A 22,029-nucleotide genomic window follows, 5' to 3' on the forward strand; every position below is an offset into this window, starting at 1 on the left:
CGGTAGTATTGATGCTGTGCTTTTTGCTGAAAAGGCCCGCCGATTCAGGCGGGCCTTTTCAGGCGTAATCCTAAGGTTGGTTAGGAGGTGATTGCGGAGCCGATTTTACCTTTAACGATGTTCTTGATAAACCCGTAGGTTAGCGGAGCGAGGCACAAGCCGAACGCCGCAAAGATCACGATGCAGTAGTCGGCCATGCCAAAGCCGAGCAGACTCCACTCAAATTCGCCGCAGATCCCGCCTGGCTTGAACTCCGTCGGCCACCACTGATCCAGCGGCAGACCGGTCAGGAACTTGGGCTCCAAAGAGCAGGCATTGGCGCCGGCGCCGCTGGCGAACAGATCGCCACCTTCGTTCAGCTTCTGCATCGCCTTTTCGATTCCGGCCAGCTTCACAGAGCACACCATCCCGTAAATGACCCCGACCCAGGCGCCAGTCAGCCCGGCCAGTTTCAGGCCAACCTGCTTTGGATTTACCAGAATCAGGGCGCCGGCGATCAGGATGAAGAACTGGGCCTCCCGAATGTAGACGCATTGTTCGCAGGGCTCGCCTTCAAGCCACCACTGGAAATAGAGGCTGGCGCACACCAGGGCTGAGAAGGCGATACCGGTCATTACCCACCAGGGCAGGCGTGTGTCCTGAAGATCCGTCGGGTTGGTAAACAGGTCCCGGAAAAATTGAATAATCTGGTTCATCTTATCTCCTTACAGGTTGGCGGCGATGGTGTCGTCAAGATCCTTTAAGGAGCCCACCGTGGCGGTGTTCACCAGTTTATTGCCATTGATGACAATGGCTGGAATGCCTCTCTCCAGCGCAATCGTTTTGGCAATGGTACGGTCGTAGGCCAGCTTTTCTTGAGCCTGGGGAGTATTCAGAGCAGTTTCAAACGCTTCTTTTGAGACGCCAGCAGCTTTCAGTCCGATATCACGCAGAGTGCCCTCAACCGCGGTCTTTCCCTTTACCGAGGCCAGTTTTTTGTCATGCACGGCACTGTACATGGCGAGTTTGGCTTTTTTGTATTGCATTTCACCAATGGTCGCCGTGGCCGCCAAAACCTGACACGCTTCTATACCCAGTTCGCCTTTACTCTCAAGGCAGATGGCCTGAAAGGTCGTCCCGGTAGGAAGGTGCTTGATCATGTTGGGAGTAACCGCTTTTTCGTATTTGTAGCAGAAGGGGCAGTAGACGCTGTAGACTTTTTGGACGGTACTATCCAGCTCCGGGGTGTCAATGCGAATAACCTCGGCAGCATGAATTCCAAAGGATAACGTGACTGTTGCCAGTAATGTAGCCAGAGATTTTTTCATAATTATGACCTCTCAGTGAGAAAGAAATAGAGATAATTTATCTAATGCAGTTAATTGAGTTATTAGTGCTTGTTTTTGACTGACCTATCTATTAGAAGGCGTATTGTGCCCCCATGTATAAGATATTGGCCGTGTTCTTATATCCATACCAAGCATGAAGTTGACGCAATGCCAGAGTGGTTTGAATTTTGTTGGAAAAGCGATAGGAAAGGCTAATGTCAGCACAGTAGCCATTTTTGTTGCCGTCGGTTTCCGATATTCCACCGTACATGATATCTGCGTGCTGTTGAGTTCGGTCATGCATGCCAATATATCGAACGCCAATGGATGTATGGTCGGTAATTGGCTTATCCATTTTGAGCTCGAGGTGGTAACCTCCCCAATCACCTTGAAAATCAGTTCCCCAGGCGTTAGATCCCGTAGAATACATATAACCGCCGCTAAAATACCAGCTGGCGTCCAGGGCTTTAATATCGTATGACAAGCCAAGGGCTAGATTATTCTCATAGCCATTAACATTGTAATAGGAGACATTTTTGAACATTGTGTTCAAGCCCTTGATACCGGTTTTAAAATCACCGGTAAATGCCAATTTGTAGGTGGACCAATCTTCTCCTCCATTGGCCGGTCCGTTGTAGCTAGCGGACTTTTCGAGGTTATCGACGATACCTACGGTAACGATTCTTCCCCAGTCATCGGCATTGATGTTAGCCAGAGAGAGGGTAGTACGGTCAAACTGGTTGAGGTTATCGTCCAGCGACTGACTTTCGTGAAGCAGGTATCCTAACGAGATAACCGTTTTCCCGGCTGCGGCAGGCCCGCAAAGGCTCACCAGTGCGCAAGCCAGGGTGAGTCTGGATAGCGTTTTCATCATGTATTCCCCATAGAGGGGTACCTGGGTACCCCGTATTTGATGTTACTTACCGAACTGGCTGGCCGGGTTGATCAGAACGGCCCGATAGTGGGGAGTGTTGTTCTTTTCAGACAGCACATCGATCTCCACCTTGACCTCTTTGGTGTCGTAGTCGATCTCATTGATTTTGCCGATGGTGGGAACGCCGGGCTTGGTCAGGTGGACAGAGCCTCCGAAGCCAAACATGGTGTTGCGGTCTGCCATGTACTCGACGTTCGAGGTGATGGGGGAGTACCAATCGAAGCCGCGTTGTTTGCCATACTCCCAGGTCTGCTGAACAGTCATTTTCTCTTCGTCGATCTTGTACTCCACGAAGCGGGTGTACTTCATCTCCTGCAGGGCCGGTTGGTCATAGCCGCGGCCGTCACCGTTATCCAGCACGGTGAGGCGGTTTTTATCGTCATTTAGCCAAGCGGTATGCTGGGTATAGGTGAAATCGAACTCGCCGTCACATACGCCCTTTTCGCTGCAGCTAATCTTGCGCCCCTTAGCGTCTACAGGTTGCAACACCTTGGTGGCAAGCTCGCCTTTCCAGCCCGCTTTGGGGGCCAGGATCCATTTTACTTTTTTGTCGCGAGTAACCTTGGCAACGCCCTGATGGCGGAAAGAGAGTATGATGGAGTCATCCTTGGGGTCGTAGTCGATGGAGTTGATGTGCGCCCAGTTTCGGCCAGCACCAATTCCAGGAATGTCGCCGTACGGGGCGTCAATGGCCAATTCGCCTGCTTTTTCTCCCATGTGGTCCATATCGACGTTCAGGCACACAGCCCCCATATCCAGTGCTTCCAGCAGCGCATCCCGATAGGGGTCCATGATCTCCGCCAGATTCCAGACATCGACGAGGTTGCCATCCTTGTCCAATTCGAGGATATGGTCGCGAACGGTATGCACGATGTCTCCTCGGTCGTTGATGTAGTTGCTTTTCGCCGCTCGGACCAGGGAGTGGCCGTTGGGCATGATGTTGTGCTCGTGGGAGGCGTCCTGGTAGCCGCGGGGAAGGCGTTTGGTGTCGATTTGGCCGAGCAGGTTGAACGTGCCGTAACGCTGGCCAGAGACGAAGGTCAGATCACCATTGCCGGTATCATGAATGCCCATGAAGTAGCCGCGTTTATTGATATCAATGTCGGTGGCATCATAGGTGGCATCCTGGTCGAGCCACCAACGGATCTCGCCCTGTGTATCGACGATGTAGTTGATGGGAGGCATCTCGAACGGCAACGAGCCTAGCGCGGGTGACGACTCAAAGATACCGGCATCTTTGGTTTTTTGCCCTGACCAGTGCAGGTCCGAACCCTGGTGATTGTAGGTACTGGAGTTAACCAGGTAGAGGCGGTCCTCGAAGCCTTTAGCTACGGTCTTAACCTGGATTTGTTGCATCAGTGAGATGTTGCGGTTGTCGACGTATTTATTGGTGATGGTTCCAGTCAGGACTTTATAATCTTCCGTGATTTTTTTGCCATCGAGCGTGTATTCAACGGTAACCTTGTTTGTGTGATTCGCATAAAGGCCAAACAGGGGAATGCCGTCGTGGGTATTGATGGTTTGTTGGCCGACGGGATAGCTGATTTCTACGCCTTTCTTTCCTTTACCATGGACGGTAACCACAACATCTTTCGGGTGTTTGCTGTTAAGGTCGATCAGCGCGGTTAGTGGCGAGGTCCCATAGGGATCAACCAGAACGGCGCCTAAATTTCCAGCGGCGGGAGCCGGTTTGAAGCCCGCGGCGATAGCGGTTGCAGAACCTAGGCATAGAGCGGTAACTAATGCTATTTTCGAAATTTTATTCATCATCATTTTCTCGTAGTTGTAAATCAGCTTTGATTACTGTTCGTGCTGCTATTTGGCCATCAATGTACGATTGGTTATTACTGTCTCGATAGGCCAAAAATACGATATCCGTATTTTGTTGAAAAAAATGATAACGGTGTTAATACAAACAGGAAGCCTGTCCGGATTGAATTGATGGTTGTCGCAAAATTCCAAAATGATTAGAGGCTGGTCAATAAAAACTGGAATGGTTTTTTTGATATTCTTTCTTTTATGTGACAAAGGTAGCGATCTTTTTATTCGCTAAAAGCTCTTGTTAGTGTGGGCCACCTAGTGTAATAATCTTGGATACGAATTAATTTCAGGGAATATTGAAATGAGGGCGAATGTGATCAGGGAAGCTAAACTTGAGATATCGAGGTGTGGACCTGGTGCTATCTCTATTCTTGCGCTCTCAAAAACATTAGGGGTTTCCAAGAACTGTCTATATTCAGAGTTTAAGAACAGGGAAGGCATTGTTGCCTCTGTACTGATAGATTTATTTTATGGGTTGTATAACACCGGAGTGTCGGTCAATAATGCAGAGTGCTTTAATGCAGCCGAAAAAATAGCTGCCTACTATTCGTTGTGTGTAATAAAACCTTTAAACAACAAGGATGACATTGGTGTCCACTTCTTGTTGCACAACAAGCCATTTTGGCTCGGTTTGGATAAAGATAAGTACGAGGAGATGAAAACAGCGTTTAAGCTGCACTTCGACTTTATTGAAAGGGTAATGGCACGGCACGAAACAGAGCACTCTTCAGAGTTGATAGAAATGGCTAAGGTAAAACTCAACGCTTTAGAACGAGGTTTACTGCTGACGATGATGAATACTTTAGAGCCATGTCACAAACTACAAAGCAGAGACATTATTGATATTATTTCTCATGAGGTTTATGGGATATTTCCAGACTTTCAAGAAACGATCGACAAAGATAAGGTTTTTGTTTGGGTTGAAGACTTTGTGAACTCTTTGCCGCAGTGGGCAGGTTGATGCGAAAACACATTGTGTAGGTTGATGGTATTGCTTGTGAACAACATTTTTGTTGGTGGTTGTTTGCATTAGATTGGATCAAATTCATATAGGGCCGCAGTGTTTCAAAGATGTCGTTGGGTTGGAACAGTTTGCCAGTGGCTTCTGCTATTAGCGATAGTGGATTGGAAATCCGTTGTCTTTTGAATTCAATTAGAGCATCGCCGATTAGATGTTTTTGGAGATGAAGGTGACTGGAACTCAGTGGATTAATTTGGTGATGTTTCTATCAATAAAAACCAGTTGTCTGGTTAAGATTGCCTTTAAACTTTTTTTGAAGCTGCGCGCCTTTGTTCCTAGTGTACCTTTATCCCCTACCTAGGCAGTTAGGCTCTGACTCCTATCGTGGTAGGAACCTTCACTGGTTAGTGGTTATAGCACTCCCTCTATGAATTGCTTGACTGGTTAAATTACAGCATACTATTCAGTCGCTTATCAGGATGATAGGTCCCCAGCATTGGGTAATGTGTTTTGCAGTACAGTATTAGGGATGAACGATGTCGATAAAGCATGGAGTACTTCCATTGGTGGTTCTGTTAGCCGCTTGTGGTGGTAGCGGTGGCGGCGGTGACAGTGGCAGTGACACAAGCAACGTCAGCAATGATATTCGCGGGCTTTGGTATTACCCGGTCAACGCAGAGTGTACGGAAACCATCCAGTTTGCCGATGACGGTACGTTTCGGGTTGAGTCCGGAGAGTTTTGGAGCCAAGGTTCCTATGCCTTTACCGGCACTGTTCCGTCTGGCAGCGCCCACAGCCTGTTGTTGACCTTAACCGATTGGTCCAATGCGGTTGATTGCAGCGGCGATTATTCCGAGTTGTCGGGAGGCAGTGGCGAGGTCTTCGTTAAGTTCCCAAGCAGCCTGAAGATGGACTGGTACGGGACCGCATCCGCCACTGCGGCCATTGGCAGTTATCAGCGCGATAATCCGCTGCAATTGGGGCAGACTCAGTTTTCCTATGTTCCGGGTCAAACGCTGACGATAGAATTAGGCGGCCGTTACTCCGGGGCCCAAAATGCTCGGGTGGCGTATGGCCCCGAAGGGCTAACGGTAAACGATCAAGGCCAACTGGTTTGGGACCTGAAAACCCCGATGTTCAGTAGCTCCCTTACCGTCGACGTGGGCATTGAAAGCGATGACAGCCTTGCCGTCGGCGAGTTTTCATTAACGGTGGTTGCCGCAGATGCCGCCATGCCCGTGACCCGCGGCAACCTTCAATTCCTCCAGCGCCGTGAGCAATCGATGTTTGTTGCCGATTTCGATGGTGATGAGCGTAATGAATTGTTGATTACCGGTACCAACCGATTGATGAGCATCCTGACTCACACCGAGCAGGGGTACAAACAATCCTGGGCCTACCCATTTGAGCTCGATGGTGTGAAAGACGGCGATAGCCTTGCCGTTCGAGTACACGATATTAACGGTGATGGCCGTACCGACATCATTGCGCTGACCTCGACAGGCCTGTACCAGATAACGGATCTGACTCAACCCGCAAGGCTATTGCTCTCCCTTGGCGACTTTTCTGCCGTCGATTTTGCTATTGCCGACAACGATGCCGACGGTGACATGGAGTTGCTGTTGCTGGGGGCCCATGGAGTGCAGATTCGGGATCTGTCGTCTGGCGAATTGCAGACTGAATTTCCGGTTCAGTGGTCGACCCAAAGTCGGCTCAATTACGGCAACATCGATGACGATCCCCAACTGGAACTGGTGCTGGTAAACGGGACGGTTTACGACAGCCTTGATGGCAGTCTGCAGTGGCAGCATACCGCTGAGTTTGGTTATTACACGCTGGTGGCCGATGTCGATGGCGATGGTCGGGATGAAATCATTGCCAGCCCGAGAGGCCGATCGGTGCAGGTGTTTGATGCCGAGTTGAAACAGTTGCAGCAACTGGTTCGTGACGATGGCAGCTTTTGCCAGATTGCTGCGGCCAACCTGGATGATGATGCGGCATCGGAACTGCTGTTGGGGCCATGTCAATGGGGCGAGGTCCAGGCTTACGACATTGACGCAGGCAGCAGCGAACTGATGTGGTCGGTAAACCACGATGGCGGCGGTCGCAATATTAGCGTGCTTGCCACCGGCGATGTGGATAACGATCAGCAACTCGAGTTGATCTGGAGTTCAGGGCGTTCGGAGATGGCCATTGCCGATATTCAGCCGGTCGCCGCTGTTCTGTGGGATAACAGTGAGTTGGCCCGCGTTGAAAGGCACCTGGCAACCGGCTGGGGCCAGATTCGACCTGGTGTGGAGGCTGGGGTGTTTCTCAGTGCCAGAAATCAACACACTCGAGAGGGGCTGAGTTATGTTCAGATGGACAGCAACGGCGACCTGACTCAAAGCCCGGAGATTGACAACAACTGGGAAGATATCGAGGTTGGCAAACTCACCGATGTTAATAACGACGGTTTTGCCGATTTGCTGTTTGGCAGTGCTAACTATTACGACGGCTATTTTGCTGTCCATGAAGTGGACTCCGGCCAGCTGTTGTATGGCGGTGTGCCGGTACCGCAGGGTGATGTGGATCTGATCGAAGTTCATGATCTTAATAATGACGGCAACGACGATGCCATTGTTGTCGAGGGACGTGAGCTTCAATTTATTGATCTGTTCAATCAGGCCGAACTGGGCCGTTTTGTGGCGCCAGGCTTTGTAAAGGCGCTGGCGCTGCAGACCGATGACGACGGCAGCACCTTGGTCGCCATGACCTATTCGGATTACAGCACCTCTACCACAGGGATTGTCTTGTTGCGGGGATCTGGCGGTAACTACAGCCAATTGTCCAGTCATACCAACGTCAGTTGCCGGCAAATGGCCTTCGATGGGGCTGAGCTGTTGTGCAGCCATTATCAGGGCATTAGTCGCTATGATAAGCAACTGAGTTTGGTTCGAAGTACGGCCCTTAGAACGGCGGAGTTTGGCTGGATCGGTGATATCAATCAATTGATACCACTGGAGAACGGCAACGTTGTGATCGCCGCATCGGATTTGGTGGCAGACGGCAAAGCCAGCCGCATCATCGAGCTGAACGAGGCCCACAATAAGGTCATTTGGCGTAGTCCGGCATTGATGGGTACCGTGTTACCCGAGTCCCTGCACCTGATTCAGCGACCGCAGGGCCGACATCGATTGCTGTTTGGTTCCGATACCGCCATGTTCCTTACCCGCTAGTGACGCAAATCCCGGTGCCTCAGCACCGGGATTTGGTCCCCTTTCGAGGATCGAACCTGAGGATTAGCGATTGTGCCGACGCTGACCGAGACTGGGCGGCGGCGCAGGCGGTTCCAGCAAAGGCGCCATCGTAGACGGCTGGACAGGTAGCGCTACTTGCCTGCTTCGAAGGTACAGGCACTGCCTGCCACCGGGCTATCGGGTGCCAAAGCGTTGCATGAACTCCTGACGAATTTTCACTCGTTGCTCGTATTCCTTGTCCCATTGACCCTGTGGAGCGCCTTCCCAGATTTGTTGATAAACCCGCATTTTATTGCCGGCATAGATTTTTGCTAATTGGGCATCGGTGTAGCCGCGTTTCCACAGTTCATCGGTGATGGCGGGCAGAATTCGCGCCAACATGGCGGCATCGTCTGCACCACGCTCAAAGGCGTCGATCATATAGCCATCATCCTGATACATGGTGGCGTTTTTCTTGGCGAAATCGACCACTAGGGAAACGTCGAACATGTCGTCGGTTGCCAAGCCTACGTGGTCTTCTCCTAACAGCTTTACATAATAATCAATCATGTCAGCAGCTTGAGTTGGGGTGATGTCGTCAGGCCAGATCCCATCCATCATCCACTCTGTAAAGGTCGGTGAGACGTAGCCGCCAGATTTCACCACTCGCAGGGCTTCTTCATCGGTGATGTTGCGGTAACAACCGCGGGGAGAGGCTTTGGCTTCATCGCGGTACAGGCCGGCGGGAATTGAGTGGGTAAAGACATAGGGCACACCGGGATAGTGAGCGTCCATGTGGTCCATGGCGTCCATGGCCGTTTGTTTACCGGTATGGCTGAGATCGAGAATAATGCCGTATCGCACCATTTCGTCAATGATGGCCCGGCCCCAAGCCGTTAAACCGTCATCCATGCCGTTGTAGGCGGCCAGTGAGCCGGAACCGGCGCGGAATCGATCGTTGTAGGTAAGAATCATGCTGACAATGCCCATTTCCCGAATGGCCGCCATTCGACTTAAGTCCTCTTCGAGAATTGTGGCGGTCTGCGAGTTCCAAAGTACGGCGGTTTGTCCCTTCAGGTGGGCTGACTCGATGTCTCTTATGGAGCGTGCAAACACGTAATTTCCGGGTTCCTTGGCCATAGCTCTGCGAAATGCTTTGTGTTGACGCATCAGTTCGTCCCAGTTTTGCGATGCGGCCGCGAGAGTGAGTTCATGGCCGGTGATGCCGACAGCGCGTGACTCTCGATAGTATTCCAGCAGTTGTTCTGGTTTGGTCCAGCCGGTGCCATATGGGCTGGCCATCATGCCAATCACGATGTTGTCTTTAACAAAGGCTTTGGCTTTGTTGGATGCGGGCCACAGCTTGGCTTTCAGACTTGCCGGTACGGGTGAACTGAATACGACACTCAGTATTGATGTCACAAACAAAATGGCTATCGTGCGGCTTCGCATCATTACCCCCTTTAAAGGTATTGTTATCCCGAATGATTACACTCCGGTAACACTATAGACGCAGGTCAGTCTCGCCGACAGAAAACACAGCTCACGCAGGCCGTGTTGGCGGTTTCATGGCTAATCGTCAACGCCATTTCACTTCGCGGGTACTTTGTAAAGTGGTTGAGTCGTGGCCCGTCAGGGCAGGATCTGGGCTGGCATCGGGTGATTGATTGATACTTGTCGCAGCGACCGTGGTGGCGAGGCTGGTTGTTGCTTTGTGCCCTAGTGAATTGACCCGTGCTTTGAGGAAGGGGATCAGACCGGAGTGGTCCGCCGAATAACAAACTTGCCTTCGGATCTGGCCATCGGCTTGCCTGCCATTCGAATCTCAGCCTGCACTCGATACAGCCCTTTTCGTTGAGTTACCAGCCTGGCGATCAACTTCAGCTCGGCATCGCATGGTATCTCATGGAGGTAGCGGACTTTCATCTCCGCGGTGACCGCTTCTATGCCCTGGTTGAACAAGCAGTGAGTCATGGCCGAATCCAATAAGGCGCCGATCACGCCGCCATGAAGAATCCCGTGGTAGCCCTGCAGTGCCGACTTTCCTTTGAAGGAGGTGCTGATCTCAGTGTTTTCTCCGGCTCGGAACTGCAGTCCCAACGACAACGGGTTCTGATCACCACACAACACACAAAACTGATGGTGTACTCGGGTTCTGTCCAGGCGATCGAGCGGATTCATTGTCTGTCCTCACTATCATTGGATTACTCCAGCGGGCTTGCAGTACACCGTAAACGGGGGCGGTGCTGCCAGTGCCTTGGTGTTAGTGATCAGGATTATACTTGGCATATGCCAAAAACGCCATTGCCATTGGAAGGCACGAATTGCCTGCACTGTGCCCGGGTTCAGTGATTCAGCTGTGGCAGGCTCAATAGGACATTTGTGCTTCCGGGCTGTTGAAACCCCGCAGAATGTTGCCCAGGGTGATGATGGCGAAGATGGCGATTACCAGCGACAGATGCCATGCCTGGTTTAGCCCCAGTGACACTAAAGCCATGCTGATTATGGAAGAGGCGATCATCTGTCCGCCTCCGGACATGGCTGCCGCCGCGCCGGCTTGCTGGCGGTAGGGCTGCATCACCATTGCCAGAGCACAGGGCAGGGCAATGGCGTTACCGATCACCATCAACAGCTGGCCTATCATCAGATACAGTGGCTCCACCGGGCAAAAGAACAGCCACAGCGCTGAGCAAAGATGAATGACAGGGGTGGAAAGCAACATCTTTTTGCTGCCGAAACGCGGCCGATATTGGTTGCACAAACTGGCACCGGCGATCATTCCCAGCGCGGGGATCAGCGCCCACAGCGAGTATTCGTCCGAGGTCATGCCCACTTGATTTTGCATGATAAACGGCATGGTCGATACCGTGGTGATCATCAGGCTGAAGTTGAGCCAGCCGATGCTGGCAAAGCTGATAAAGTGGCGTGAGGCCAGCAGGTCCCGGTATTGTCGCAGCATCTTGGCCGCAGAGGGGATCGGCGAGCGCTCGGTCAGGGTTTCTTGAAACCTAAGCGCGATGACCAACCAGGCCAGGGAGACATAGCCCAGCAGCGAGACAAACACCATGCTCCAGCCGAAGTGGAAGTTGATGAAGCCACCGATCACCGGGGCGATCACCGGTGTAATGGCGGCCACCATGGCGATGTACGACATCGCAGTCGGCAACTCGCCGCCGCTGAATCGGTCACTGACGGAGGCCCGGGCCAGTACCGCACAACAACCGGTGCCCAGCCCCTGCAGGAAACGGCCGAGGACCATGCCGGAGAAGGCGTCGCCGAATAGGATGATCAGCCCGAGTCCTAGCATGGCAATTAGCAGTCCGGTGAGCAAAACCTTTTTTCGACCCAGGGCATCGGAGACGGGGCCGTAGATAAACTGGGAGGGCCCAAATCCGAGCAGATAGACACTGATCAGCAACTGGGCTTGATCCATCGAGATGCCAAAGTCTTTGGCAATCCAAGGCAGTGAAGGGAACACCAGCCCCATGCTGAGTTGACCGATGCTGACGATCAGGCACACCAGTAAGATGGATCTGATTAGGAAAGGGCGACTCATAAGGCGTCACTCCCTGCGGCGGGCATGTCGCCCCGGCGTCGCAAACTGCCCTCGTCATCGACTTCGTTTAGCCTGGCCTTTACCCGTTTGACCGTCGATAGGCTGACATCACACCGTTCAGCCACGCTTTGAAGGGTATGGCCATCCAGCAGCAGCGAGGCGATGCGTTGGTGCTTGGCTTTGTCGGCCGGGCGGCCGCGAAATTTTTTCTTCCACAGCTCCGGCTGATCTTTAAGGGCATTTCGTCCCTGCTCGGCGGCATACAGGCGGTGCTGGGTTTGAACCTTATCGTAGCCGGACAGCAGCAACAGCAGGGTGTTGGTTTGTTCGTGGTCCGGATCGAACCGAAGAGGTTCGCAGATCAGCTGCAGCGACACGCCTTTGCCCAACAACCGGTTGACGGTCGCCAGTACCTGGTTGAAGTCCCGGCCAAAGGCCGTGAGCCACCAGATAACCAGGGTGTCGCCGGACTCCAGAGCGTCAAACAAACGGCTGAATTGCGGACGTTCCAGCGGTGGCACCTGACCATGAATCGAGTCTTCTACATGCACGGCAGCGGGGAATGCCGCAGTCATGCTTGCCAGGTGTTGTTGATAGGCCCGATTCTTGGGCGAATAGCGGGTGTAGAGGTAATGGGTCATGGCTTTCTGAATGGTTCATTAGCTGTGATGGGTCATAAATATACATGGGTTCATTAATTCGATCAACACCAAATGAGCCAATGAGGACGGGGAGGGAGTCATGTCTATGAATCTATGAAGGTTATTTTTCAGTAGCAACGGTGGGGTAAACATCGCTGAGCAGGCTGTTCTGAGCGTGGGCGTTCCTCATTTAATTTCGAAAAGCCCGACCCCACAGGTTGTGGCGTCGGGCTTTCTGCGTACAGGCTGATGCATCGGCCTGGGGCGTCTACGGCTTAGAAGTAGTAACCAAAGTTGATGTTCAGGCGCTGATTGGTGCCGCCGTCACCCACCAGGGTACCACCGATGAAGGGCTGATTTTCCGCCACCACAAAGTCCACATAGGTGAACAGGCCGCCGGCGGTGATGGAGACACCGGTGACGTTCATAAAGGTGTCATCCAGAGACTGAGGCTTGTCGGTCATCAGGGTGTAGTCGTTGTAGAACGTCAGGTTACTGATGGGACCCAAAGAGACCGGCAGGTTATAGGAGACGTTGGCGGTGTAGCTCAGGGCTTCGGCTGGAATCGAGTCGTAGAAGGCGTAGGCACCCACCACCATCTGGTCGACGTCCATGCCATCGACGTCGTATTCATAGCCGGTGACCTGCAGCTGTACGTTCCAGGCGTTGTAGTTGATAACGCCGTGCACGGCTGCGGCCTGGTGGTCGCCGTCCATGTTGTTGTCGATCTCCAGCTGGCCGTACTGACCGGAAGCACCCAGCTCCAGCTGCACGCCACTCAGGTCGAAGGTGTGGGCGTAACGCAGGTTAAAGGTGTTGGTTTCACCGGCTTCCAGGCTGGGTGCGTCGAAGGTGCCCTCGTCGGCCAGACGGACACCGACGATGTCGTAGGAGTAACGGGCACTGCGATCCGACACATAGCCGTCGAGGCCACCCTGTTCGTCGTTCTTGTAGAAGGCGATGTCCAGCTGGTTATTGCTGTTTTTAAACTGGTAATTCAGACCCATGTCGTAGTCGTCTTCCAGCCCGGTGTAGAAGTTGGAGCTGAAAAAGAAGCTGTGCGAGGCGTAGGGCAGGATACCGAAGGGCACCTGAGTCACACCCACTTTACCGTTGTGCTGGTCGTTAAAGTCATAGCCGACCCAGGCGTGGTGCAGTACGTCCATGTATTGGTACCAGCGGTACTGGGCCGACAGGGTCAGATCGCCGATGCTGCCATTGGCATCCAACCGGAAGGTGTCAAAGTCGAAATCCCCGCCACGGTCTTGGTTGTCGTCATCGTACTCTTCGTAGCTGTACTGGAATCGCACTGCGCCACCCAGAGTAATGCCGTTGTCGTCTGCCGCTTCGGCTTGTTGCTGTTGCTGCTGCTCTTTTTCCAGGGCGTCAATGCGCGCCTTCAGCGCTTCAATGTCGGCATCGTTGGCCAGGGCAGGGGCAGAGAGCAGCAGTCCCAGGGCAATGGCGATAGGGGATTTCATCGTTGTACTTCCTTAACGAATTGAGTAGGAGGGGTGTGTGATGGGTGTAATGCAACCGTAGTCAAAATGTTGCGTGTGCGGGTATGCTACTGAATTAATGGTTAGAACTCAAATTAGTTTCTGACCAAGGGGCAATAAAAAAGGCGGCCTGGGCCGCCTTTAAATGATCAGAGTTCTACTTTTCCAGATTCGGAGATTGAATGTCCAGCAGCGGCGCCGCATCCAGGTTTTCGGCGTCCATCATATATGCAACACGTTGTAATGATGAAAGAATTTGTGTTTTCTCCCACTCTTTGAGGTTTTCAAATCGGTCGATGAATTTTTCGTGAAGCAGTGGGGGGGCCGAGGCCAACACGTCGGTGCCGGACGGGGTCAGCCTGGCGTTGACGATGCGTTTATCGGTTTGACTTCTAACCCTTTCAATAAAGCCGCGATCCTGCAGTCGGTTCAGGATGGTGGTCACTGTGGCGGCACTCAGGGACACCTCATTGGAGAGGCGCCGAACGGTCACGTCTCCGAGCGTGTCGATGGAGCGCAGCACCATCACCTGAGGGATGGTCAGGCCACAGGCCTTGATCATTCGTTTGGATTGCAGGTCGGTGGCGCGAATGATACGGCGCAGTTCAACCAGGACTTCAGGCCAGTATTGTGAGTCAGACATAGCGGTAGTTAGTAAAAAAACGGTGTTATCGGCCGAGTATATCTGTCACTCACCAGAACACAATTGATAACTCATTGCAGACAGGGGAAAGAGCGGAAAAAACCACGGTGGCTCGGTGTTTTACGGTTAAAACGGGGTGCTGAGAGGTCGTGTGTGGCAGCGGCGCTGAGTCAGCGCCGCCTGGTTCAATGCCGTGTCGGATTAGGGCAATAGCGTAAAGATCTCGGTTTCCGGTAAGCGTGATTTTGGCAACTCGGCATTAAAATCCGAGTCGTTGCGATAGCCCAGTGCAACCATCGCCACCGCCGAATAGCCTTGTTCCAGCAACCCCAACTCCTGGTTCAGTACCTTGGTATCCACGCCTTCGATAGGCAGAGCGTCCACGCCCAGAGCCGCCGCGCCCAACAGTACGGTGCCCATGTTCAGGTATACCTGCTTTTCCATCCAGTGCTGGGCATCCTTAAGGTCGAAGCGGTGCATGTTGATGAACATGGTGCGGCCCATGTTGACCGTCTCCTTGAAGGCCGGCTCGGCAAAACGGCCGTCCTGATCTTCGGTTTCCAGCAAGTGTTGAATGTAGTCGTCATCGATTCCGGTTTTGGCGCAGAACAGGATCACGTGGGAGGCGTTCAGAACCTTGGCCTCATTGAAGCTGTACAGCCCCTGGGTCCCCTTGCTCAGGGTGGCGCGGGCCTCATCGGAGTGGGCAATCACAAAGTGCCACGGCTGAGAGTTTACGCTGGACGGGCTGTAACGCAGCAGCGCCTTGATCTGCTGGAACAGTTCATCGGGAATTTTCTTATTGGCATCAAACTCTTTGGTTGAGTAGCGAGTCTGTACAACGTCGATAAGGTTCATGGGTTCGATCTCCTGATGATCGGTTTAACTGATGCTGGTGGAGGTATAATAGGTGTGCCAACGTTTAAAGCAAGTACGCACAACTGTGATACATAGGTACAAAATGGATACTGTTAAAAAGCGCCGCAGCAAAATCTATACCGGAGAAGGCTGTCCGGTAGAAGCGAGTCTGGAGTTGTTCAGTGGCAAAGGTAAGGGGATGATTTTGTATCATCTGCTCGGTGGGACACTGCGTTTTAATGAGTTGAAACGACGCTTAGGCTCGGTGACACAGCGAATGCTGACCAAGCAACTGCGGGAGTTGGAGGCGGCGGGCTTGGTGCATCGACAGGTGTACGCGGTGGTACCACCAAAGGTGGAGTATCGTCTGACCGCCACCGGGGCGTCGCTAGAGCCAATCCTGCTGGCGTTAAAGCAGTGGGGCGAGGAGCATGCCTTGCCCATATTGCGCCAGCAGGCGAACGCTCCGGCCTAGCTTATGGCCGTGACTGCGGTTAAAACCCAAGACCCATGGAATTGCTGCTGAAGTGGGTCACCCCTTCGCCTATCTCTTTGCTGAGATGGTCTTGAATGCGCACCCTGAGCAGGTGTTTTCCCGGGGCCAGCTTGGGTTTGTGGAACTGGGCGATGATCATCGGCATGTAGCAGGGCTCATTTTCCGAAAACGGCGAATCTTTGCCGGCGCTGCACTGCCCGGTATGTTCGTAACTCCAATGAAAATCGATCAGGGCCACGGGTTCTCCGTCAATGCTGGCCTGAATGTCGCCTTTGGTCAGCGTGGGTGAGATGTCCATTATCGCCTTAGGGGTGCCGTCGACGTTTTTGTAGTAGAGGCGGGGCAGTTTGGCGGCGGCCAGGTGCATCGGCCTGAAGGCAGCAAACAACGATTGGGAACCGCCATTGCTGGCCCATACCGCCAACGAATACACTTCGATGGTGTCGAAGGCAATGTCGATGGTCTGGTTTTCCGTTAGTTGCAGGTTCCAGCCCCAGAACTCCAGTTGAGTTTTGGCATACTGGGGCAGGTCGAGGCTGTACAGCGAGTTGTAGTGCCCAGCCGGAATCTCGGCCCGGTAGCGGCCGTTGGCATCGCATTTAAAGTACAGCGAGTCGTCAGCGATAAAGCCACTGGGATTAAAGATTACGTCGCACAGAGGTACCGCTTTGCCGTGACGGTCGGTCACGGTTCCGTCGATGACGACAGTGTCTTGGGCGTAGAGGTGGGCACTGCTGGTAAGCAGTGCCATGGCCATAACCATGGCGTGTGTATTCATCGATAGTCCTTTATCAATAGGGGAGTGTTCGTCCGTGAGCGATCAGCCTACTCTATGCATTTTTCCTAAGTTATATCAAGCTTATGTTGGCCCGCTATTGAGTTCGGGCTACAGCAACCAGGCGTAACTGAACTTGGCAAAGACACTGCGATCCAGTTGCTCAATGCTGTCGTCGATGCCGTCGTTAAAGCGGCCATCGGCGTAGCCGGCGTAAAACACCGTTTGCGGGTTGAGTTTGTAGCCGTACAGCAGTTCGGTGGACAGCTTACGGGTGTTTGGATCCACCTGATCGTATTGATATAGGCTGGGATCGCGCTCGATGTCGCGATAGATGGCGGTCAGGCGCAGGAAGTTACGCACATTGAATTGCCAGCTCAGGCGAAGATCCGACAGGTTGGCGGTAAACAGGGTGCCGCCGTCCACCGCTAATTGCCGCCACAGATGGTCCAGTTCCACCACCAGTTGCGGCAGCGGTTGCCATTTGAAGTAAGGGTTAACTTGGGTGCGGGTCCCCAGCTGATTATTGGCAAAATCGATGTCGTCGCCGTAGGTCAGGTGCAGCTCCAACTCCAGATCGCCGCGGGGAACAAATTCGATGTCCACTCCGGCAAAGGTCTCATCGAACATCGGTGCGTTGCCTTCCACCGCCAGATCCTCCTCCCGTTCGCGGCGGCCGCGACGCTCGCGAGAGACGCCCCACAGGGCCAGGTAGCTCTGATACAGTCCTTCACCGCTGAGACGGAATTCGTTCTCCTGTTCCAGCCGCTCGCCGTTATTGTTGCGGGTTTCATCCACGTCGCCACCGAGACGCACTTTATGGAAGAAGCCGTGTTGCGGGTACCAGGTGTGTCCGCCACCGGCTACCCCTTTGCCCCAGTCGGTGTTCTCCACGAACCCCAGGTCTGCACGAAACTCATCGTCGATGTAGCGATACAGGGCAAATCCGTCCCAATTGCGGGATTGGTGTTGAATCTCCGCCACCCAATGGTAACCGCGCAGTTCACCCTGGCGACTGCGGCTGGCCTGTTCGCCCTCGGTTTGATCCGCTAAATCATCCGGATAGCGGGTGTCTGACCCTACCAACAGCAGTTCGGCGTACGTCTGGCTGCTAAAGTCGTAGCGGCCATCCACGCCGAAGGTGTAGTTGTGGTAGTCATCGCTTTGTCGACCGGTGGAGATGGCGCCGATGCTGAGTTGATCGCTGTGGTTATAGCGGTAACGCAGGGCCAGGTTATCGGATCGCTGGTCCAGTCCGGCGATGTCGGAACTGAGGTTGCCCGGCAGCAGGAAGTTGGTCTGTTCATCGCGGGTTTGCAGTAGGGCGAAGCTGTGGTCACCGCGGCCGCCGGTGAGCTTGGTACCGAACTCCGGTTCGGCCAGGTTACGGGTGTGGATCAGGGTGCTGTAGGTGTCAAACAGGTCGGAGTTATCCAGATAAAACGGCCGTTTTTCCGGAAAGAACAAGGCAAAAGTGGTGTTAACGTCCAGCTGGCCGGCATCGGCTTCCACCTGAGAGAAATCGGGATTGATGGTCAGGTTAAACAGGGTGTCGGGAGTCAGGTTCCAGCGCAGGTCGCCGCCCAGATCGACCTTGTCGGTCTGCTCCCATGGTTGATGTGGGCTGGCGCGCTCCTCGTCCCGCCTCAGGGTCAGTGACGGGGTGATCTGTAACTGGCGGCTGGCGGTCAGGTTGCTCAGGCCGGTCATTTCGCTCATCTGGCACAGGGTGCAGGCGACGTTGCGATCCAGCTCGGTGTTGGACAGGCGGTAGGTCTTGTCTCTGGGCCAGAAACGGACCAGCTCGATGCCCCAGGTTTGCTGTTGATGACTGTCGTCGAAATTGAACATCCGCAGTGGCAGTGCCACTTCAACCACATAGCCGCGCTCATTTTGCAGGCCGGCGCTGTACCAGATGCCATCCCAGGCATCGCTCTCCTCGCCGGTGAGCTCGTTTTCGATGGAGTCCTGTTGAACGCCATAGGGGTTGATAAAAAACTGGTAGGCCAATCGGCCCTGATTCCAGGTGTCCAGTTTGATCCCCACCATGTCGTCACCCCAGGCCTTGTCGCGATCGCTGAGGTTGGCACGGATGGCGGAGGGATCGGGGTCCAGGGCTTCAAAGGCCACGTACAAGGTGTCTTGATCGGCGGTCAGCCAGGCCTGGGTGGTGACGGGCGCCGGGGTGTTTTCTCCCGGCCGGGTTTCGATAGTGAGTTCGACCTGGCGGGCATGGGCCCATGCCGGCTCATCCAGTTTACCGTCGATTTGGATCGGCCCCTGGTGGTTAGGAACTTCGATGGCGGCGAGGGCGGAATGGGTGCAGCTTATTAGTATTATCAGTGCTGCCAAGCGGATGGGCATTGTGTTGATTCCATGTAACAAGAAGGCTGCGCCATGTTGCCATAGCGCGCTGAATTCCTCGAGTTACCCTGGTAAGGAATTGTTACTTTTGCGTTATTGAACAGCCGGTCGTAACGGGACGGCGTATCTAGATCAAGCTCTGCTTTAGTTGTTGATGATAATCCGGGTAGTCGGTATAGCCTTTATGGTTGCCGCCAAACAGGGTCGACGGGTCGCCGATGTCGGCCAATGGCAGATTCCGCTGCATTCGAAATGGCAGATCCGGATTGGCGATAAAGGCACGGCCAAAGGCGACTGCGTCCACCAATCCCTCGTTTATCAAGGCTTCTGCGGAGGCCTTGTGGTAGTTACCCGCCACCACAATCGCGCCGCTGAAGGCCGCTCGAAGATCGCGTCGGAACCCGAGGCTAACGGTGGGGGCGTCGTCCCAGTCGGCTTCGGCCAGGTGTAGGTAGGCGATGCCAATACGGTTAAATTCGCCGGCGGCCAACAAGATGGTGTCGATGGCTTCGCTGTCATCCATGCCCCGTTGAGTAATAAAGGGCGCTAGTCGCACTCCGACCTTGTCGGCGCCGATGGCGTCGCTGATGGACTCGGTTACCTCGGTCACAAAGCGGATGCGGTTGGCCTGACTGCCGCCATAGGCATCGGTCCGTTGGTTGGCGCTGCGGCGCAGGAACTGGTCAATAAGGTAGCCATTGCCGCCATGAATCTCGACGCCATCAAACCCTGCGGCCATGGCGTTGAGGGCGGCTTGGCGGTAATCCTCGACGGTGGCGTGGATCTCGTCGGTGGTCAGCGCGCGGGGAACCGGGCAGTCGAGCATGCGGCCGATGCCATCGTCACCGACAATCCAGACCTGGGCATCGGGGGCCAGAGCGGATGGCGCCAGCGGTTGACCGTCGGCATGCAGCGATGGGTGGGACATGCGGCCAACGTGCCACAGCTGCAGAAAGATGCGACCGCCGTTGTGGTGTACGGCATCGGTGACCTGTTTCCAGCCGTCGATCTGTGCCTGGGAGTAAATTCCGGGAGTAAAGGAGTAGCCCTTGCCTTGCGGCGATATCTGGGTGGCTTCGCTGATGATCAGTCCGGCCCCGGCACGCTGGCCGTAATACTCCGCCATCATTGGCGTAGGAACGTCGCCGGGCTGTGCGGTGCGGGAGCGGGTCATTGGCGCCATCACCACCCGCTGGGGCAGGGTCAATTCGCCGAGGGACAGAGGGTGAAACAGGGGGGAAGTGGACATGGTGTTCTCCGGTATCAGGGGGCCTATGAGGCAATGACGCCAGTATAGGTTTATGCTGAAATTAAATAATTGGCGCCATATCTAAATCACTTTTTACTCAGGCTGAATAAATGGCGATTTCCCCGACTGCCTTCAGGCTTGCCTCTTGGGCGACGGAGTGACAAGCTGGCGAATAATTGAGCCATTAGGCGGTTGGCTTGCAGAGGGGAAACGGCGCGCAGGAGGCGAAGATGCTGGAGTTGAATCAGACTGGTCTGGTGTTGGTGGATGTGCAGGGGCGACTGGCTCAAAAGGTTCATGACAGTGAAGCGGTGCTGGCGCGGCTGAGGGTGTTGCTGCAGGCGATGCGGCTTTTAAACCGGCCGGTGCTGTGGCTGGAGCAAAACCCCGTCGGCCTGGGGCCGACCCATCCGATGTTGGCAGCGGAGTTGCTGCACAGCCATCCGGTGATTAAACACAGTTTTAATGGCTGCCGCGAACCGGCGGTGCTCAGTGCCCTGGCGGGGCACGATTGCCGCCAATGGCTGGTGTGTGGCATCGAGGCCCACATTTGTGTCTATCAGACGGCTCGAGGCATGCAGCAGGCCGGCTATGAGGTGGAGGTGGTCAGCGATGCGGTCTCAAGTCGAGATCCGGCTAATCTGGCACTGGCGCTGGCGCGATTGTCGGCATCAAAGGTGGCATTGACCAGCGTGGAGATGGCGCTGTATGAGCTGATGCAGGATGCCAACCATGAGGCGTTTGGCGCCATTCTGCCGCTGGTAAAATCTCTGCCTTGAGTCAACGAAAAGGGCCTGACGGCCCCTTGGTTAACGAATGATGTCGTTGCGGAACTTGTCCACCCACATGGCGGTGGCTCCACAGATGGCCACCGGCATTACCACCAGGTTGACGATGGGGATCATGGCAAACGCCGCCACGGCGGCACCAAAGGTGAAGGAGGGGCCTTTTCTGGCACCGATGGCGGTGCGCATCTCCCCAAAGTGAATCTTGTGGTTGTCGAACGGATAATCCAGGTACTGAATGGCCATCATCCAGGCGCTGAACATAAACCACACCACCGGCGCTACGGTCTGGCCGATTCCGGGCACCACGAACAGTAGCAACAGCACCAGCGCCCGCGGCAGGTAGTATTTCAGTTTCTGCCACTCACGCCCCAACACCCGCGGAATGTCCTTGATGACGTCTACAAAACCATCGTCGTTGACGCTCTTCCCGGTGAGTCGCCGTTCTACCTGCTCTGCCAGAATGCCGTTGAATGGCGCTGCTAGCCAGTTCATGGCGGAACTGAAGATAAACGAGAACACCACCAGCACCGTCACCACCGCCAGGGGCCACAGGGCCCAGTCCAGCCAGTCAAGCCAGCTCGGCAGGCTGGCCATCAGTTGGGTCATCCAACCGGACAGTTGCTGGAACAGCCAGTAGAAGGCGGCAGCAAACAACACCAGGTTGATGCTAAGCGGGACCAGAACAAAGCGTCGCAGGCCCTTGGTGCGGATGAGCTCAAAGCCTTTGATGAAGTAACTGGCGCCGCTGGCGCTCTCTGGCATAACAGATTGATTCATAAACTCTGCTGAAATAATCGATAGTTACCCCCATTTTGAGTGCTAAATGCGTAAAAGGTCAACAACCGGGTTGTTGCTGGCTGTTACAAAAGCGGGCGGCATTTGATACAGTGCCCTATTGAGCTTTTCCCTTGAAATTGTT

General features: G+C 54.1%; 19 protein-coding genes. 4 read left to right on the forward strand and 15 right to left on the reverse strand.

Annotation, left to right across the window (positions count from 1 at the left end; translation table 11 throughout):
* Positions 1-80 precede the first annotated feature (80 nt).
* From H598_RS0103840 to H598_RS0103855, 4 genes are all read right to left on the reverse strand, one after another.
* Positions 81-695: a disulfide bond formation protein B gene (locus H598_RS0103840; protein ID WP_028111823.1), complete on the reverse strand. Its 615-nt coding sequence runs from the start codon at positions 693-695 to the stop codon at positions 81-83.
* Between the two features lie 9 nt (positions 696-704).
* The gene (locus H598_RS23270; protein WP_051252367.1) at positions 705-1,307 is read right to left on the reverse strand and encodes a thioredoxin domain-containing protein; all 603 of its coding nucleotides are present in this window, start codon (positions 1,305-1,307) and stop codon (positions 705-707) included.
* A 91-nt stretch (positions 1,308-1,398) separates the two neighbouring features.
* Positions 1,399-2,181, reverse strand: coding sequence for a hypothetical protein (locus tag H598_RS0103850; protein WP_028111824.1), 783 nt, complete (start codon positions 2,179-2,181; stop codon positions 1,399-1,401).
* 42 nt (positions 2,182-2,223) lie between these two features.
* A complete protein-coding gene (locus tag H598_RS0103855) occupies positions 2,224-4,014 on the reverse strand; it encodes an aryl-sulfate sulfotransferase (RefSeq protein WP_245595550.1) in 1,791 nt (596 codons plus the stop codon).
* 361 nt (positions 4,015-4,375) lie between these two features.
* Here H598_RS0103855 and H598_RS0103860 point away from each other — a divergent pair, with 361 nt between their 5' ends.
* Both H598_RS0103860 and H598_RS0103865 read left to right on the forward strand, forming a co-directional pair.
* Positions 4,376-5,023, forward strand: a complete 648-nt coding sequence (locus tag H598_RS0103860; protein WP_169629208.1) for a hypothetical protein — start codon at positions 4,376-4,378, stop codon at positions 5,021-5,023.
* A 536-nt stretch (positions 5,024-5,559) separates the two neighbouring features.
* Positions 5,560-8,241 (forward strand): FG-GAP repeat domain-containing protein, encoded by a 2,682-nt coding sequence (locus tag H598_RS0103865; protein ID WP_156896923.1) that lies wholly within the window; start codon positions 5,560-5,562, stop codon positions 8,239-8,241.
* A gap of 195 nt (positions 8,242-8,436) precedes the next feature.
* Here H598_RS0103865 and H598_RS0103870 read toward each other — a convergent pair whose 3' ends face one another.
* The 7 genes from H598_RS0103870 to nfsB form a co-directional block, all read right to left on the reverse strand.
* Positions 8,437-9,696 (reverse strand): dipeptidase, encoded by a 1,260-nt coding sequence (locus H598_RS0103870; protein ID WP_084144312.1) that lies wholly within the window; start codon positions 9,694-9,696, stop codon positions 8,437-8,439.
* A 297-nt stretch (positions 9,697-9,993) separates the two neighbouring features.
* Positions 9,994-10,422 (reverse strand): PaaI family thioesterase, encoded by a 429-nt coding sequence (locus tag H598_RS0103875; RefSeq protein ID WP_051252369.1) that lies wholly within the window; start codon positions 10,420-10,422, stop codon positions 9,994-9,996.
* 187 nt (positions 10,423-10,609) lie between these two features.
* On the reverse strand, positions 10,610-11,797 hold the full coding sequence (locus H598_RS0103880; RefSeq protein ID WP_028111830.1) for a multidrug effflux MFS transporter: 1,188 nt from the start codon (positions 11,795-11,797) through the stop codon (positions 10,610-10,612).
* Positions 11,794-12,438, reverse strand: a complete 645-nt coding sequence (locus tag H598_RS0103885; protein ID WP_028111831.1) for a recombinase family protein — start codon at positions 12,436-12,438, stop codon at positions 11,794-11,796. The genes H598_RS0103880 and H598_RS0103885 overlap by 4 nt, the downstream gene beginning before the upstream one ends.
* Before the next feature lie 275 nt (positions 12,439-12,713).
* Positions 12,714-13,919, reverse strand: a complete 1,206-nt coding sequence (locus H598_RS0103890; protein WP_028111832.1) for a hypothetical protein — start codon at positions 13,917-13,919, stop codon at positions 12,714-12,716.
* A 175-nt stretch (positions 13,920-14,094) separates the two neighbouring features.
* Positions 14,095-14,580 carry a MarR family winged helix-turn-helix transcriptional regulator gene (locus H598_RS0103895; protein WP_028111833.1) on the reverse strand — a complete coding sequence of 162 codons (486 nt, stop codon included), beginning with the start codon at positions 14,578-14,580 and terminating at the stop codon, positions 14,095-14,097.
* A gap of 201 nt (positions 14,581-14,781) precedes the next feature.
* A complete protein-coding gene (gene nfsB, locus H598_RS0103900) occupies positions 14,782-15,438 on the reverse strand; it encodes an oxygen-insensitive NAD(P)H nitroreductase (RefSeq protein ID WP_028111834.1) in 657 nt (218 codons plus the stop codon).
* Between the two features lie 103 nt (positions 15,439-15,541).
* Here nfsB and H598_RS0103905 point away from each other — a divergent pair, with 103 nt between their 5' ends.
* Positions 15,542-15,913, forward strand: coding sequence for a winged helix-turn-helix transcriptional regulator (locus tag H598_RS0103905; RefSeq protein WP_028111835.1), 372 nt, complete (start codon positions 15,542-15,544; stop codon positions 15,911-15,913).
* 19 nt (positions 15,914-15,932) lie between these two features.
* Here the strand turns inward: H598_RS0103905 and H598_RS0103910 are convergent, their stop codons facing one another.
* The 3 genes from H598_RS0103910 to H598_RS0103920 all read right to left on the reverse strand — a co-directional run bounded on the left by H598_RS0103910 (position 15,933) and on the right by H598_RS0103920 (position 20,322).
* On the reverse strand, positions 15,933-16,712 hold the full coding sequence (locus tag H598_RS0103910; RefSeq protein ID WP_028111836.1) for a hypothetical protein: 780 nt from the start codon (positions 16,710-16,712) through the stop codon (positions 15,933-15,935).
* 108 nt (positions 16,713-16,820) lie between these two features.
* A complete protein-coding gene (locus H598_RS0103915; protein ID WP_035415210.1) occupies positions 16,821-19,073 on the reverse strand; it encodes a carbohydrate binding family 9 domain-containing protein in 2,253 nt (750 codons plus the stop codon).
* 127 nt (positions 19,074-19,200) lie between these two features.
* Complete coding sequence (locus H598_RS0103920) at positions 19,201-20,322, reverse strand: alkene reductase (protein ID WP_028111838.1); 1,122 nt, start codon at positions 20,320-20,322, stop codon at positions 19,201-19,203.
* A 230-nt stretch (positions 20,323-20,552) separates the two neighbouring features.
* Here H598_RS0103920 and H598_RS0103925 point away from each other — a divergent pair, with 230 nt between their 5' ends.
* Positions 20,553-21,101 carry an isochorismatase family protein gene (locus tag H598_RS0103925; protein ID WP_028111839.1) on the forward strand — a complete coding sequence of 183 codons (549 nt, stop codon included), beginning with the start codon at positions 20,553-20,555 and terminating at the stop codon, positions 21,099-21,101.
* A 30-nt stretch (positions 21,102-21,131) separates the two neighbouring features.
* On the opposite strand, the gene cysZ is transcribed toward H598_RS0103925, so the two are convergent.
* A complete protein-coding gene (gene cysZ / locus H598_RS0103930) occupies positions 21,132-21,887 on the reverse strand; it encodes a sulfate transporter CysZ (protein ID WP_028111840.1) in 756 nt (251 codons plus the stop codon).
* Between the last annotated feature and the right edge of the window lie 142 nt (positions 21,888-22,029).

It is taken from the genome of Ferrimonas kyonanensis DSM 18153 (assembly GCF_000425405.1).
GTDB classification, from domain to species: domain Bacteria; phylum Pseudomonadota; class Gammaproteobacteria; order Enterobacterales; family Shewanellaceae; genus Ferrimonas; species Ferrimonas kyonanensis.

Bases quoted from the DNA above. Each gene is read 5' to 3' on its own strand.
- H598_RS0103870 (WP_084144312.1), bottom strand. From the start codon at position 9,696: ATGATGCGAAGCCGCACGATAGCCATTTTGTTTGTGACATCAATACTG.
- H598_RS0103885 (WP_028111831.1), bottom strand. From the start codon at position 12,438: ATGACCCATTACCTCTACACCCGCTATTCGCCCAAGAATCGGGCCTAT.
- H598_RS0103880 (WP_028111830.1), bottom strand. From the start codon at position 11,797: ATGAGTCGCCCTTTCCTAATCAGATCCATCTTACTGGTGTGCCTGATC.
- nfsB (WP_028111834.1), bottom strand. From the start codon at position 15,438: ATGAACCTTATCGACGTTGTACAGACTCGCTACTCAACCAAAGAGTTT.
- H598_RS0103855 (WP_245595550.1), bottom strand. From the start codon at position 4,014: ATGATGATGAATAAAATTTCGAAAATAGCATTAGTTACCGCTCTATGC.
- cysZ (WP_028111840.1), bottom strand. From the start codon at position 21,887: ATGAATCAATCTGTTATGCCAGAGAGCGCCAGCGGCGCCAGTTACTTC.
- H598_RS0103875 (WP_051252369.1), bottom strand. From the start codon at position 10,422: ATGAATCCGCTCGATCGCCTGGACAGAACCCGAGTACACCATCAGTTT.
- H598_RS23270 (WP_051252367.1), bottom strand. From the start codon at position 1,307: ATGAAAAAATCTCTGGCTACATTACTGGCAACAGTCACGTTATCCTTT.
- H598_RS0103895 (WP_028111833.1), bottom strand. From the start codon at position 14,580: ATGTCTGACTCACAATACTGGCCTGAAGTCCTGGTTGAACTGCGCCGT.
- H598_RS0103865 (WP_156896923.1), top strand. From the start codon at position 5,560: ATGTCGATAAAGCATGGAGTACTTCCATTGGTGGTTCTGTTAGCCGCT.
- H598_RS0103910 (WP_028111836.1), bottom strand. From the start codon at position 16,712: ATGAATACACACGCCATGGTTATGGCCATGGCACTGCTTACCAGCAGT.
- H598_RS0103840 (WP_028111823.1), bottom strand. From the start codon at position 695: ATGAACCAGATTATTCAATTTTTCCGGGACCTGTTTACCAACCCGACG.
- H598_RS0103925 (WP_028111839.1), top strand. From the start codon at position 20,553: ATGCTGGAGTTGAATCAGACTGGTCTGGTGTTGGTGGATGTGCAGGGG.
- H598_RS0103920 (WP_028111838.1), bottom strand. From the start codon at position 20,322: ATGTCCACTTCCCCCCTGTTTCACCCTCTGTCCCTCGGCGAATTGACC.
- H598_RS0103915 (WP_035415210.1), bottom strand. From the start codon at position 19,073: ATGCCCATCCGCTTGGCAGCACTGATAATACTAATAAGCTGCACCCAT.
- H598_RS0103890 (WP_028111832.1), bottom strand. From the start codon at position 13,919: ATGAAATCCCCTATCGCCATTGCCCTGGGACTGCTGCTCTCTGCCCCT.
- H598_RS0103850 (WP_028111824.1), bottom strand. From the start codon at position 2,181: ATGATGAAAACGCTATCCAGACTCACCCTGGCTTGCGCACTGGTGAGC.
- H598_RS0103905 (WP_028111835.1), top strand. From the start codon at position 15,542: ATGGATACTGTTAAAAAGCGCCGCAGCAAAATCTATACCGGAGAAGGC.